Below are 12,975 nucleotides of genomic sequence, written 5' to 3'. Positions count from 1 at the left end.
GGATACCTCCAGACTGCAAGGAGGGATTTTAATGGCGAATCCTCAGAGCAAGTGCAACGACTGGTGATGGTAGACCTCCCAGGGACACCTCCACTCCAGGCGCTTGCGCGGTCTTTGGTTGAGCGAGTCGTACACCTCCTGTACCTTTCTGTCGTCGACATCGTCGAGGCTTTTGCCCTTCGAAAACCAGTCCCTGAGAAGGCCGTTGGTGTTCTCATTGATTCCTCGCTCCCAGAGATGGTGGGGATGGCAGAAGTATACGGGAGCCCCCAGCGCCTCCTGGAGCTCTTCTGCATCTAAGAATGAGCTGTAATCTTTTGGTGGACAGTGGGACAGCAGGGACTGGCAACAGATATGCTCTGTCCAGATACCCACCTACCAACACCAGCAGATTGAAGAGATGAGATGTCGCTAAGCGCAAGCGAGATAGAGAAGGCAAAGTCCCGCACGAAGCCGGAAACACCCAAACACTACACTGAAGAAGTATTGCCTTGAGGCCATCGAGTACTACAGGAAGGCACGTAAGGCCAACCCGAAGAAGAGCATCAGAGGATGCGCCGCGAAGCTTGAGGCCAACGACAAGACCCTAAACGACTGGATCATCAAGCACTCAAAGACCGGAAGGGTCACCCAGGAAAGGATAGACGAGCACAAGGAGCTTGACAGGACCAACAAGCGCATACACGAGCTCGAGAGCGAAAATAAGTTCGGCGGATTAGCATTCTGAGTGCAACAGGATAGCCCGCTGAATGCAGGCGTGGCACACTCCGGAAGGCTACGATGTTGGTTGTCTCAATCAACGTCGAAAGCTAAAAGGAATGTGCCACTACAAGCATCTCAAGCCTATAGGAGAGGGACTGCATAGCCACGCTGCATGCAGAGGGAAGGTCAATTGCCTATATCGCGGGAAAGATCGGCAAGGACAGCTCCAGCGTCTGCCACAAGCTCAAGAGGAACGCACACCACGGATGCTTTAAGGCATGCGCTGCCCAAAAGGAGGGCGGATGAGTACCGCAGGAGATGCAGGGCGAAAAGGCGGCTTTCAGACCCTGTACTTACGCAGAAGGTGCGCTTACTCATCATGGACAGACACTGGTCCCTGGAGGAGATAGACTATATCTCAGGCTCGAGGGTGGCGGCAGGTGCACCGTTGAGCCTGCCGACTATTCTTACAGGCAGGTCCATAGCCGCCGCCCTCGACCTGCTGGGATCCGGCCCGCAAGGCCAGGTGCGGCACCACCTGCGCAGCAAGAGGCCTAAGACGAGGGGCAAGATCGAGATCTTACACAGCGTGGATGAGAGGCCAAAGCAGGCCGATGAGAGGTCTCGCCTCGGAGAGTGGGTAGACGACACGCTCGTGGCAGCGGTCCCGTGTGTCTGCTCGTGCTTGCCGACAGGGCAGTGAGGCTGCTTGCCGCGAAGAGAGCCACCGTGACAGCAGGAGCGTCTTCAAGGCCGAGGTCGGACTGCTGCAGGGACGTCCCCTCGAGACGCTCACGCCTAAGTGAGGCAAGCAGCTCGCAGGGCATGCAGATGTCACAAAGGCCCTTTGAGGCGTGCAGTTCTACTTCTGCGACCCCCACCATCTATGGCAGAAGCTAACAGTTAAGAACACCAACGGGCTCCTGCGAAAGTTCTTCCCCTAAGGGCAGCGACTTCGGAAAGGTCACAGGCGAGGAGGTGCAGCATGCGGTGGAGCTGATCTGCGACAGGGCGAGGAAGGTCTTGAAATACAGGACAGCCAACGAGGTCTTTAGGGAGATGTTGCACTCAGCTTGACAATCCGCCTTCCTAAAAAAGTGGCAGCCTTCTTCGCCAAGAGCCTCTGACGAAGGACAGGTTTCGGCTCATGCTGGCGCAGCGGGCGACCTACTGTGTCTCGATGATGGCGCGCGTACTGGAGGTGAGCAGGTCTAGGGAAACGATGATTAATTCGCCTCGATGAGGCCAGTGGGGCCACACGCTGTATGACATCGGCTTAAAATGTCTCGAACCACGCAGTGCCCATATCCACATAGATACCTATCTGTCTTCTGGATATGGTATAGCTACATCCACACATTCCAGCATATCCAAAAGACAGATATGGACAGACAGATGAGCTTTTAGGACCTTAAATCCTAAGGTCTGAGGAGAAAGACCAGGCGAGAGGCACACCTGGAGCGGATGGATACAATCGTGCCATGGGATAGCTGGATTGTTCTGGTAGATACCAGCTACCATTCTCAGGCGCGTGGCAGGCATGTGCGCGGTGCAAAGACGATGCTTAAGGATGTATCTGCTGCAGGTCATGTTTGGGCTCTTAAGACGAGGAAACCTAAGGATGCTATCCTGGATTGCCGCTCCTGGCAGCGCTTCTGTGCACGCAGACCTCATGTCTGAGCAGGTGCCAGATGCAACGACACTTGCGAAATTCCGCCATAGCCTCGAGCGGCAGGGACTCGGTAAGGCTTGTGCTTTGCGCCTGAACTTAGAGCTCGAGAAGGCAGGGATCACGGCGCGGGGCGGCTCCATGGTGGATGCGACCTTCACCTGGGCCCTAAAGCTTAACGAAGAACAAGGACCATGCGCGCGACCCTTAAAGCGCACCAGTCCAAGAAAGGGGGGTCCTGGCGTATCTGATACAAGGCGCATATCGGCGTAGACGCCGCAGGTGGCCTTGTGCATGGTGTGGAGACGATCGCTTAGAATGTATCTGACATATCCTGTGGCACATGCACTCGTAAGGGAAGATGACAGGTTCTGCTGCGCAGACTTTAGGCTATATAAGTATAGCGAAGCGCCCTTAAGGGCGCATAAAGACCCACACCTCTCATCTATGCGCTAAAGCGTTGCTAAGGAAGCCTTCGACTAGAGAGGGCCTTGCCTGTGCACTCTTGTCCGAGAAGGGTATCGAGTCCAGGAAGGCATCCGGCCGCTCAAAGGCAGAAGCATCCCTTCCTCACCGTGAAGCGGCGCTTCGACCCCTTAAGGAAGCGCTACAGAAGGATAGAGAAGACCTCCTGTATGCTCGAGTCTGCCTCGCCCTTGCAAACCTTGCCATGTGCATCTTTTGCCGGCAGGCTGCACCTCCCGGCTCCCAGCGTCGCTTGATCCGTCTTGGAGCCTTATTGCGGTGCATGGGGCAGGACGGCGGCTTCTGCACGTGCTGGATGGGCATCCTTCCCTGCCTTTCCCACATGCCGGCCGCGAAAAGTCGTGTGGTCGGTCCCCTCTGACACGTTATGAGGCATTAATCATCGTTTTCCTAGCTTCTACCGATGGCTCAAGGCCGGAGGCGGTGAGGATCCGTGGGGTCCTATCAAGGAAGCCATCTGCGCGATATGGGAGGAAAGCGACAGGCGCTTCGGCTTCCGCAAGGTCTGATCCAAGCTCACAGGAGATCCGCAGTTACGCAAAATTTACAGTGACGACCCGCTACCGCGTGCGCAGGTGCATGGCTAAGCTTGGGCATCTGATCCAATGCCTCCAAGAGGACGACGCTGCCCGCACCTGATACCCCCGAGCGCCCCGCCCTCACCCGGCGCGGCTTTTCGTGCCCCGTTCCGACAGCCAAGCTCGTGGGCGATACAACCTATCGCAGGACCACGGCAGGCTTTATATATCTTACCGTCGCACACGATCTGTGCACACACATGGTGGTGGGCTGAAGCATACAGGACAACATGAGGGCAGGCCTTGTCGTCTTTGCCCTGAAGATGGCATATTCGCGCGGATACGTGGCCGGAGGGGCCATATTCTAAGCAGCCCAGGCAGCCAGTACATAAGCTCAAAGCTGGCCGCCTGCTCAGCCGCACACGACGTGAGGCTCTCCGTGGGGAGAACCGGAAGCTGCCACGACAACGCTGTAGCCGAATCGTTTTTCGCCACGCTCAAGAACGAGTGGTACTACTACAAGCGCCTCTTAGATGCAGCAACGACCAAGCACAAGGCACACGAGTTTAATCGAGTCGTACTACAACCGCTTCCGCCCGCATAAGTCCATAGGAGATCGCGTGCCGGAAGAGGTGATGCAGGAGTTCTTCGAGCGCTTCGAGAGAGGCCTTGCATACGATCCAAAGGTGATGCAGACCGCATAAAAAATCTGAGATTCCTCTGTCCATTATATTGACAGGGCTCAGAGCTCCTTGCCCCTGTCGAGCGTCACGGTCAGCACAACCTCACCGGCAAACGCCTTCTTCGTGGCTTTGTTGACCCTGGTCGCCTTGCCGCCGACAAGGTATCCGCTCAGGTGATCCACCTGGGTGATAAGGCAGGCGCCTTCCTGCCACAGTATCGCCCTCCCAGTCACCGATCCGGCTCCTGAAGGATGCCTCTTTCGGGCGCTTCGAGATGTCGTGGGTGATGCGCAGCTTGCCTGTGCGCTTCTGGCTGCCCTTGCTGTGCCTGCACTTGCCGTGACGGCTGAGCAACCTTGTGGCCTTCCTGCGCCCTGAAAGCTCGCAGTCGAGCGATCACGACCACACGGTGCGCTAGATGCTGTCGTCGCTTGCGGCAAGGTCTGAGTACTGCATCGCGATGCAGCCCTGATATCCCCTTCGAAGACCAATGCTCGTCCCGCATAAGCCTCACGGACCAGCGAGCACCTATGCGGATCGTCCATGAGCCTGGGGCCTGCAGCGCAGCCGCCTTACATCCGCACGCCTCTGCGCGCTCGATGCGCGGTAGGCCCCTGCCATCCGTTGCGCCTGATCTCGCGAGATATGGTCGACTTGTCCCGTCCGAGCTCCCTCGTATCTGGCTGATGCCCTCATGGCCCTTCCAGCAAACCATGATGTCCTCGCGCTTCTCGATGCTAAGATGGCTGTAGCCGTCCATGGTGCCTGCAATGGATGCATGTCTTTGCAAGCACCATCATAGGTCGTGCCTGGACGGCTACCTTGTATTTCCCTGTTGCACTTGCTCTGAGAATTCGCCATTGTATTACATTGTGGTTATCTCTTTTTATACTCTAATGGGTATACTAATTACAGCATATCGGATGGGGGCAGAATGATTGGAGAAGTAATCGTCGAGCCACATGCGTTCAAACATGGTTTGAACGCAGAAGAAATTCGGTATGCATGGGATACCCCAATCGCCTGCAGGCAGCGAAGCGCTGAGAACGATCCTCCTATTTGGATCGCAATCGGTGTACTATCAGACCGGTGTACTATCAGACCGGTGTATGGCAGAGCTAGTAGCACTCGAAGACAATCAGGGATGATGGCACATATTCCATGCAATGGCCCCTCCCACCAAGAAATTCAGGTACGAGCTCGGCATGATGAGGAGATGAGCAACATGGCGGATTTCAAGGCAGCTGACGGCACAGTGGTTACAGAAGATATGATTAATGGCTGGTGCGATGCCCTCGATCACGACGAATGGCCTGAGGGATGGAAGAATCGCAGCGATATTGTTTATGGGAAACCACCACTGAGTGTAGGTGGGACAGCTACTCTCTCCATCAAGGTCCCAGTAGCAATGAAGCAAAAGATCGCTGCCGAGGCTAAGCGCCATGGTACTTCGACCAGCAATTATGCACGTGCTTTACTTGCAGAGGCATTGCTCGCTGAATAAACCATTTCAGTTCGCTTATTGCTAAGAATACTTTCACGCGAACAAACAGGACGAATTTTCAAACACCTTCTCGGGCCCAACAACCAAAGGAGGCTATTTTGTTGGATCTTCGATAGTTCTGTGGGTGAATCTCCAACAGACACCCAGATGAGAGTAGGAAAAGACGGCTGATGCGGAGATGGCCCCGTGAGGGGCCATCTCCGCATCAGGCAAGGCAGGATCTGCGTGCCGGGTGCAGCCTGCCCTAGGGAGGTCCGGAAAGACCGGAAAGAGAGAGGCTGCCTAGGCGCAGTCTCTATTAGGGCGTCCAGGATTTGGGCGCAGTTCACTAGTCTCAAAATCTGAACTGGAATCAGAACTTGGCTTATGGATTGAATATGCCGGCAAACGGTAATCTACCGCCACAATGAGTCTGAAACCAGGGCATATGTCCAGGGGGACACTCCTGTACACACGACCGTCTCAATGCCCTTTACTGCCTTCAGCCCTACCCATAGGATACGCTATCCGTAGAAGAATGAAGTAATATGTACAGTTGTGCAGCGCGAGAAAGCGGCAAGCTGATCGAGTGTTTTCACACTATCTTCAACGAGCGCGACACGCTCCTGCGGGATCTTAAGTTGCTCGGCCAAATCCGTGACATACCGCAGCTTCTCCGCTTTGCTCGCCACAAAGTGGATGTGGCCAGGGTTGATCCCATAGCATCGCTCGCAGAACACTCTCTTATCCTGCTGTTCAAAGTCTGCTGCCACCGAGCAGATATAGAGCTCATCGGGGTCTTTCTGCACGACAAAGTCCTCAAGTGCGGGCAGGGGTTTGGCGCTGAGATAGGGGTGGTAGATCTCAACATAGCTTCTCCAGTCCCCACCAGGTACCGCAGCATGACAGTGATAGCCGAACTCATAGGCGGCCAACACTCCGTCGATATCGAACACCACGACGGTACCCTTCTTCTTGAGGTACTCCATAAGCTCACTCATCGTAAGTCCCCTCGCAAGGTTTACATTCTGGCAACAGGTTTGCCGCTGTGCCAAATTTGCATATACACTGAAGAGTAATGCACTTGACACCGATTTCTGGAGGGACTATGGCCAAGATTCAGATGAAGACGCCGCTCGTCGAGATGGACGGCGACGAAATGACCCGTATCATGTGGAAGCTCATTAAGGAGAATCTGCTCGAGCCCTACATCGATCTCAAGACCGAATACTACGATCTGGGGCTCAAACACCGCGATGAGACACAAGATCAGGTCACGATCGACGCCGCCAACGCTACTAAGCGCCTCGGCGTCGCTGTCAAGTGTGCGACGATCACCCCAAATGCAACACGCGTGAAGGAATATAACCTGCACCAGATGTGGAAGAGCCCCAATGGCACGATCCGTGCCATTTTGGATGGCACTGTCTTCCGTACCCCGATCATCGTTAAGGGTATCGAGCCGGTGGTAACCACCTGGAAGAAGCCAATCACAATTGCCCGTCACGCCTACGGCGATGTGTACCGCGACGTGGAGATGCGCATCCCCGGTCCGGGCAAAGTTGAGCTCGTCTATACCCCCGAGAAGGGTGAAGAGCAGCGCGTCCTCATCCACGACTTCGATGAGCCCGGCGTTGTAGAAGGCATGCACAACCTCGATGCTTCAATTGAGAGCTTCGCACGCAGCTGCTTCTCCTTTGGCCTGCAGAATAAGCGGGACGTATGGTTCGCTTCCAAGGACACGATCTCCAAGATCTATGACTACCGCTTCAAGGACATCTTCCAAGAGATCTACAACAAAGAGTACAAAGCGGATTTCGAGAAGAACGGCCTCACCTACTTCTATACGCTGATCGACGACGCAGTGGCAAGAATCATGAAAAGCGAAGGCGGCTTCGTCTGGACCTGTAAGAACTACGACGGCGATGTGATGTCCGACATGCTCTCAAGCGCCTTTGGCAGCTTGGCGCTCATGACGTCAGTGTTGGTGAGCCCACACGGCTATTACGAGTACGAGGCAGCGCACGGCACCGTCCAGCGCCACTACTATCGTTACCTCAAAGGTGAGGAAACATCAACCAACTCCGTCGCCACGATCTTTGCCTGGACCGGTGCTCTGAGAAAGCGCGCAGAGCTGGATGGTCTCAAGAACCTCGCAGCTTTTGCCGACAAGCTCGAAAAGGCAACACTTGCCACTATCGAAAGCGGGAGAATGACCGGCGACTTGACACGTATCACCAAACTCCCCAACCCGCAGAAGCTTTCCACCGAGAAGTTCATCAAGGCAATCAGAGAGGAGCTCGACAAACGTATGTAATTTGGCTACATAGGACCAGTTCGAGGGAAGATACTCCCAGCGGAGTATCTTCCCTCTCATTTTCACTATCTCAGCAATATATTTCTAACTGTGCTGCGATAGCACATGTCAATAGGCTTAGATCCCCAAATCTTCAAACAGTTCTTTTGCAGAGCGATACGACATTGCTTCTTTCTTACCGGAAACTCTCTGTAAGACCACCATTGACATCGACCCTTGCCTTCCACCAGTCCCAGAGAGGCTAGGGCATGTCGACAAGTGCGCCTCGTGTGTACATAGCTGCCTTCTGTGGGCTGTCCTGAGGACATCGCCTTGCTGTCCTGCTTCGAATGCTTCGCCTGCTTTGTCCACAGCAAGCAGGCGAAGCAAGCACTGCAGCCATTTCGTCGACACCCCATAGAGGGAAAGCAAGAACTTGCCTGAGCCTTCGCTGCATCGCATTGACAAGGTCGCTTCTCACTGTCCCTGGACTCCTTCACCACGCTTGACGTGTACTCAACAACGCCGAGTAAGGAAAGGATGCGCGCATACCTTGCATGGTTGTCTGTTGCGACCCAAGAGCTGTCGGCGATGCCTGAAAGGGCAACCTTTAACTTTGAATTGGTGGGCCCCCTGAAGTGTTGTATACTCGCTCTCCCGACTCGCTTAGCACTCTTTGCAAACCTTGAGACTTGATATGCTGCTTGAGTGCACGGTATGGCCGTGGCCTGTGTGCTATCGCGCATCTGTACAGCCGACCTTGCCCTGCTGCCCACAAGCGACTCGTCGAGGGCAAGCCCCTCTGCCTGGCAGCAGACGACATGGGCGCTCCTGGGAGACTTCAGGGCAGACCCCACTGCCTCAAAGAGCCTCATGTGCATGGAACCCACGAGGTCCTTAAGGCTCACATGGCTGCTCTTCATAAGCTGGTTTAAGTGACATGCCCGCAAGCGTGTCTTTTGCATACTTTGTCCCTGTGGTGGTGAAAAGCTTCGATATCGCTGTGACCGATCCTATCTTCACCGAGAAGGTCCTGCCACAGGAGCGACACTTCCATGATGGCCTTGTGCAGAGTGCCCCTTACAGAAGAGGTCTGCAGACCTATACCTCGGATATCTTTTGGGTTTACCTGCGAGAGCGGATCCTGCCATCTTCTTAGCGATGCCTATCTTCTCGATCTGCTGCAGTATCATTGAGTCCGGCCCGTCCGTTTCTCGATGTCTTTGTTTGGCGACATGCATTGTAGGCAAAGGCCCGGACAACATTGGGCCCTTCTCAGATCAATCGTGGTCTAACAGAGAGACCGGAATTTAATATCTCTAGCTTCCTGCAAAGCCTCCTCATTCTCTTCATTAAATTTGGCCTTATGGGGACCCCGGACAAAAAGTCGGACCAGCTGGTTTGGAATCGGAGTCCGGGATGTATACCAAAGAAGAGCGCAAGGGGATTGCTCCGGGAGTTTTACGAGAGCGGCCTGTTGACTGGGGAGGTCTGTCGCACACTGCGCCTGCTTGCCCAGCACAAGCGTTCTGTGCGGTTGGCTGCCCATGGAGGAGGCGGGCCTGTACACAGCAGCATGTACTGTACCCACGGACAGGGCAGTCCCAACTATGGGTACGGCTGACATGATATACTCGCCGTGACAGCGCATGTCCAAGACGGCAGGCAGACCGCATCAGATATCGATAGGTACCCCGTGCACACCACATGGTGCGCCTTCGCCGTAAGCTGCCCGACGATTTGGCCGAGAGAGCCTAGATGAGCGAAGTCAAGCTCGTAGGGCATTGGCGGTACTGGATACCCTAAAAGCAGCAGACCCTGGCTTTTTAACGAGCCCGGAGAAGTCCAGGGCAGGTCCAGGCAGCGAGGCAGGTGAGTGCGGCGGTGAGGCCCGAGAACGTACCACTCAAACAGGATGGCATCCACGACTTCCACGCAGGGGAGCTAGGGCTGCTCGTGGTCAACGCTGAGGCGAAGTTCGCCCTGGATGGCTACAAGGCCTATCTCTCTTCCGCCATCGACTGCTTCAACGGCTGGCTTGTATGCTGGAAGGTATCGATGCATCCCGACTGTGAGCTTGCGGTCGACATGCTCGAGGATCTGGTGGGCAAGATAGGACTCTTCGAGGGAAGGCCCCCTCGTCGTGCATACGGACACCGGTGCGCTCTATATGACAGACGAACGGGCAGATGCCTGCAGCAGGGGGCAACGCCGCCCGCTCGATGTCGCCCAAGGACAAAAGCCCCCTGACAATGCCCGTGCCAAAGGCTTTTTCGGCACGCTCAAGTCTGACCTCTTTTCCGGCATGGATTGGGCTGACAGCACATTCGAGGAGTTCAAGAGCTGTCTTGACAGCTACATCGAGTGGTATTGTTTGACCAAGCTCAAGCGTGCCTTGTGGGTGGAGGACGCTCAGGGAGCACAGGAGGGGCCTTAGCTGCGCATATGCAGCCTAGATCCGGAAAAATGTCTGGAGTCCCCTGCGCATCAAAGGCATGTCATCGACCATAAGAGACTTATAGAAGAGGATATTGACTGCTTCCGGCAGTGTCATCCCCCGGCTACCAAACAGCGCTTCCAATTCTTTCTTCTCTTGAGGAGGTATGTACATACTGAACTTCTCTGCCTTAGGAGTCATACATCGTTCCCCATTTATGGCTTATTGTGCAAGATACTTCTCCTATGCTTCGATTGACCTGATATTACGCCCTCAACACCAGATATGAATTGAGATCTCCAGGTCTACCATCGGAGCGGAAATGCTGTACAAGCTCTGCGCTCCCCGTCAGTGCCTCACAGTAGCGCTTGAGTTCTGCATCGTTAAAATTGTGGCAATACCGCCAGGAATCAGAGGTCTCTCCCCACCCGAGCAAATAGTCTCCCTGATCTAGATCACTTTCGGAGAGACAGAGCTTCTGCAGCGCTTTCTGTGTTGTCCATTGAGTCTTCTTTGCAAGTGAAGGCACTTCCATAAACCGCCAAAAGGAGATCGCAGCGATGCCGCCGGGCTTCAGTGCTTCCACAATTGACTGCAATAGATGTATACGCGCCTCTTCAGTGGGGGTATGGTGCAGAAAGCCGAAACAAACGGCTAAATCCTGCTGCCCACAGGCACTAAACAAATCTTCATTCCCCTTCAGGAGCTCCTCGATCAGATCGATAACCTGGACGTTTACCCGTCCATGCGAAATCGGCTTTGAATTCGCCAGCAATGGTTCACAGGAATCAACCGCCGTATAGATCAGCTCTGTGTCTGGAAAGGCATCATTCAGAAAACGGGCGAAGCGCAGATTACCCGCAGCTACATCCAGGACCTTCAGACGCTCAGGATTCTGTCCTTGCAGTCCCGCTGCCTCAAGGCACTTTGACCATCCCGGCCAGGAGCTTTGCCGCGTCGCATCAAAGCTCACTGCATTACGCTGATAAAACTCCTCAGTCAGAGCATCCAAGCGTCGGGCTACCTGGTTGTTCATACTGTCGTGGTGCCTTTCCCCGTCAACGGATTCTTCTCGAAACTCCTGATTCATAATAGGCCATTTTATTGGAGGCACCTGCACAATGTGTGAACCGAAATGTAAGCTTTAGGCCCTCCCCAGCAGCGGCACCTGGAGCCCCGAGCATATGAGCATCACTATCGCGAAGAGGTTGTCGAGGCTGCGAAAGCTATAGGCCATCCTCACGGTCAGCTTGATCTTGTTGTTGATGGCCTCCACGCGTGCGTTGGACAGGCCGCTCTCCAAGGTGGCGACGATGGTATCCAGATGCCTTCTGATCTTCTTTTAGAGCTCGACGAACTTAGGGGATCCTCGAGCGCTAGGCCCTGCCCCTCCACTTCCCGATGCCCTCCCTGATCTCGTTAGCAGGCAGCTTCAGGGCAAGTCTCAACCCTTCCTTCAGCAGATATGCCCTGTGGAGGCGCGGCTGCAAGATCGCAGTGAGCTGAAGCGCTGCCTTCTGCCTTTCGGTCAAGCTCTCTGGGTTCTTGAAGGAGCGGGTCCCTTGGGCCCTTCACGGATGTTGCGGCCTTCCTTTCGGGGCTCGCCTCCCCTTTGGTGCTGCCTTGGCCTTCTGCACGGCCGCCCTCCATGACTGGCGGCACAGCTCGTCGAGCAGCTCTGCTGTCCACTGGACGATGTGGAAGGTGTCTGTGCAGCGCAGCGCATGTGCCACCCACTCCTTCATCGCATCGTCCACCCAACGCGCTCCGTCCGCACTCACAAGGTCGATGGGCTCCCTTCCCTTAACGGCGATCTGCTCGAAGAAGGCGTCGAAGACCTTGCGGCTATGCCCGTCATGTAGCTGTGGCCCTTCTTGTAGCTTGTCTCGTCCACACCTATCCACCTGAGGTCTGCCGTCTTTGGCGGCTGCGCCAGATTGAGCCTTGTCAGCACGCGCGAGCATATCGCGCCCACCCACCTCCACAAGATGCGCAGAAGCCTTTGACAGGCAAGCTTGCTCATCGACAGCACAAGCCAGCAGCAGGTGTCCTCAAAGGCACGGGTTGCCAGCTACCATGGTCTGCCCAGGGCAGCTTCCGCACCGCGGTATCGCATTTCGGGCACCTCACCTTGAATGTATCCGCCTGCACATACACCTTCGTCCCGACGACATCGGGGCATCTCCAGCGCCTGGTTCCCCTGCCTGCATCGTAGCAGGGGGGCCTTCTGCCCGCACTTGCCGCATCTGCAGGAGTGGGGCCTTGGCGTCGATCACGATCGCCTGTGCGTCCTCGTCGAAGGACACATCCTTTACGACGATATTCTCGATGCCGATCATGATCTTGGCTAAGCTTGAGACGCGCACGGTGCGCTCCTTTTGCCGGGTCTTTACTTCACACCTAAAACCTACAGGAGAACGTGCCGTGTCACCTGTACATTCGCATATTTTTCATTCACACATCGTGTCGAAGAGCCCCTTTAATTCCCCTACCAACTGCAACGTCTGAAAGTGAAAGACGTCCCAGGGTGTCTTGTTAGCGAGGCATCTATTCGGTCTTAGGTTGGTAGCATTCGTATAGAGCTGTCTGACTTCAGATAAGGTGGTATCACGAAAGCTTGTACGCGTTGGGAGATACTCTTAGATAGGGCCATAGCTGTCTTTCAACGCTCGCTTTTTGCCACGGGTGATAAGGCAGACAG

The 12,975-nt window shown here is 55.1% G+C and carries 17 protein-coding genes and 2 pseudogenes; 9 read left to right on the top strand and 10 right to left on the bottom strand.

Annotation, left to right across the window (positions count from 1 at the left end; all coding sequences use genetic code 11):
• Positions 1-42: 42 nt before the first annotated feature.
• Positions 43-375 (bottom strand): IS30 family transposase, encoded by a 333-nt coding sequence (locus tag J4859_RS03025; protein WP_212332698.1) that lies wholly within the window; start codon positions 373-375, stop codon positions 43-45.
• Positions 376-861: 486 nt separating this feature from the next.
• Between J4859_RS03025 and J4859_RS17435 the strand changes: the two genes are divergently transcribed.
• The 5 genes from J4859_RS17435 to J4859_RS15965 all read left to right on the top strand — a co-directional run bounded on the left by J4859_RS17435 (position 862) and on the right by J4859_RS15965 (position 3,979).
• On the top strand, positions 862-1,008 hold the full coding sequence (locus tag J4859_RS17435; RefSeq protein WP_212335098.1) for a helix-turn-helix domain-containing protein: 147 nt from the start codon (positions 862-864) through the stop codon (positions 1,006-1,008).
• Positions 1,009-1,081: 73 nt separating this feature from the next.
• Positions 1,082-1,405, top strand: a complete 324-nt coding sequence (locus J4859_RS03015; RefSeq protein ID WP_212332697.1) for a hypothetical protein — start codon at positions 1,082-1,084, stop codon at positions 1,403-1,405.
• 954 nt (positions 1,406-2,359) lie between these two features.
• Positions 2,360-2,644, top strand: coding sequence for a hypothetical protein (locus J4859_RS03010; RefSeq protein WP_212332695.1), 285 nt, complete (start codon positions 2,360-2,362; stop codon positions 2,642-2,644).
• 187 nt (positions 2,645-2,831) lie between these two features.
• A complete protein-coding gene (locus J4859_RS03005; RefSeq protein WP_212332693.1) occupies positions 2,832-3,218 on the top strand; it encodes a hypothetical protein in 387 nt (128 codons plus the stop codon).
• A 584-nt stretch (positions 3,219-3,802) separates the two neighbouring features.
• Entirely contained in the window at positions 3,803-3,979 is a 177-nt protein-coding gene (locus tag J4859_RS15965; RefSeq protein ID WP_249113732.1) for an integrase core domain-containing protein, read from the top strand.
• A gap of 138 nt (positions 3,980-4,117) precedes the next feature.
• Here J4859_RS15965 and J4859_RS02995 read toward each other — a convergent pair whose 3' ends face one another.
• Together J4859_RS02995 and J4859_RS17430 are read right to left on the bottom strand one after the other, a co-directional pair.
• Entirely contained in the window at positions 4,118-4,291 is a 174-nt protein-coding gene (locus tag J4859_RS02995) for a hypothetical protein (protein WP_212332689.1), read from the bottom strand.
• 339 nt (positions 4,292-4,630) lie between these two features.
• A pseudogene (locus tag J4859_RS17430) lies at positions 4,631-4,711 on the bottom strand (hypothetical protein); the annotation flags it as partial.
• A gap of 572 nt (positions 4,712-5,283) precedes the next feature.
• Here J4859_RS17430 and J4859_RS02985 point away from each other — a divergent pair.
• Positions 5,284-5,562 carry a hypothetical protein gene (locus tag J4859_RS02985; RefSeq protein WP_212332687.1) on the top strand — a complete coding sequence of 93 codons (279 nt, stop codon included), beginning with the start codon at positions 5,284-5,286 and terminating at the stop codon, positions 5,560-5,562.
• Positions 5,563-6,065: 503 nt separating this feature from the next.
• Here J4859_RS02985 and J4859_RS02980 read toward each other — a convergent pair.
• The gene (locus tag J4859_RS02980; protein ID WP_212332685.1) at positions 6,066-6,542 is read right to left on the bottom strand and encodes a hypothetical protein; all 477 of its coding nucleotides are present in this window, start codon (positions 6,540-6,542) and stop codon (positions 6,066-6,068) included.
• 107 nt (positions 6,543-6,649) lie between these two features.
• Between J4859_RS02980 and J4859_RS02975 the strand changes: the two genes are divergently transcribed.
• From J4859_RS02975 to J4859_RS02965, 3 genes are all read left to right on the top strand, one after another.
• Complete coding sequence (locus tag J4859_RS02975) at positions 6,650-7,858, top strand: NADP-dependent isocitrate dehydrogenase (protein WP_212332683.1); 1,209 nt, start codon at positions 6,650-6,652, stop codon at positions 7,856-7,858.
• A 919-nt stretch (positions 7,859-8,777) separates the two neighbouring features.
• Positions 8,778-8,996: a hypothetical protein gene (locus J4859_RS02970; RefSeq protein WP_212332681.1), complete on the top strand. Its 219-nt coding sequence runs from the start codon at positions 8,778-8,780 to the stop codon at positions 8,994-8,996.
• A gap of 984 nt (positions 8,997-9,980) precedes the next feature.
• Positions 9,981-10,274 (top strand): IS3 family transposase, encoded by a 294-nt coding sequence (locus J4859_RS02965; RefSeq protein ID WP_212332679.1) that lies wholly within the window; start codon positions 9,981-9,983, stop codon positions 10,272-10,274.
• A gap of 15 nt (positions 10,275-10,289) precedes the next feature.
• Here the strand turns inward: J4859_RS02965 and J4859_RS02960 are convergent, their stop codons facing one another.
• From J4859_RS02960 to J4859_RS02935, 6 genes and pseudogenes are all read right to left on the bottom strand, one after another.
• Entirely contained in the window at positions 10,290-10,475 is a 186-nt protein-coding gene (locus tag J4859_RS02960) for a hypothetical protein (RefSeq protein WP_212332677.1), read from the bottom strand.
• A 64-nt stretch (positions 10,476-10,539) separates the two neighbouring features.
• Positions 10,540-11,310, bottom strand: coding sequence for a bifunctional 2-polyprenyl-6-hydroxyphenol methylase/3-demethylubiquinol 3-O-methyltransferase UbiG (locus J4859_RS02955; RefSeq protein WP_212332675.1), 771 nt, complete (start codon positions 11,308-11,310; stop codon positions 10,540-10,542).
• A gap of 108 nt (positions 11,311-11,418) precedes the next feature.
• A complete protein-coding gene (locus tag J4859_RS16690; protein ID WP_305852696.1) occupies positions 11,419-11,610 on the bottom strand; it encodes a transposase in 192 nt (63 codons plus the stop codon).
• Positions 11,611-11,650: 40 nt separating this feature from the next.
• Positions 11,651-11,812, bottom strand: a pseudogene (locus J4859_RS16685) (ISL3 family transposase); the annotation flags it as partial.
• Positions 11,813-11,845: 33 nt separating this feature from the next.
• Positions 11,846-12,253, bottom strand: coding sequence for a transposase (locus tag J4859_RS02940; RefSeq protein ID WP_212332669.1), 408 nt, complete (start codon positions 12,251-12,253; stop codon positions 11,846-11,848).
• A gap of 147 nt (positions 12,254-12,400) precedes the next feature.
• Entirely contained in the window at positions 12,401-12,640 is a 240-nt protein-coding gene (locus tag J4859_RS02935; protein ID WP_212332667.1) for a hypothetical protein, read from the bottom strand.
• Positions 12,641-12,975: the final 335 nt, after the last annotated feature.

It is taken from the genome of Atopobium sp. oral taxon 416, assembly GCF_018128285.1.
Classification (GTDB): Bacteria; Actinomycetota; Coriobacteriia; order Coriobacteriales; family Atopobiaceae; genus Olsenella_L.
The sequence above is the reverse complement of the archived record's forward strand: the minus strand, read 5'-3'. Positions and strand labels throughout refer to the sequence as shown.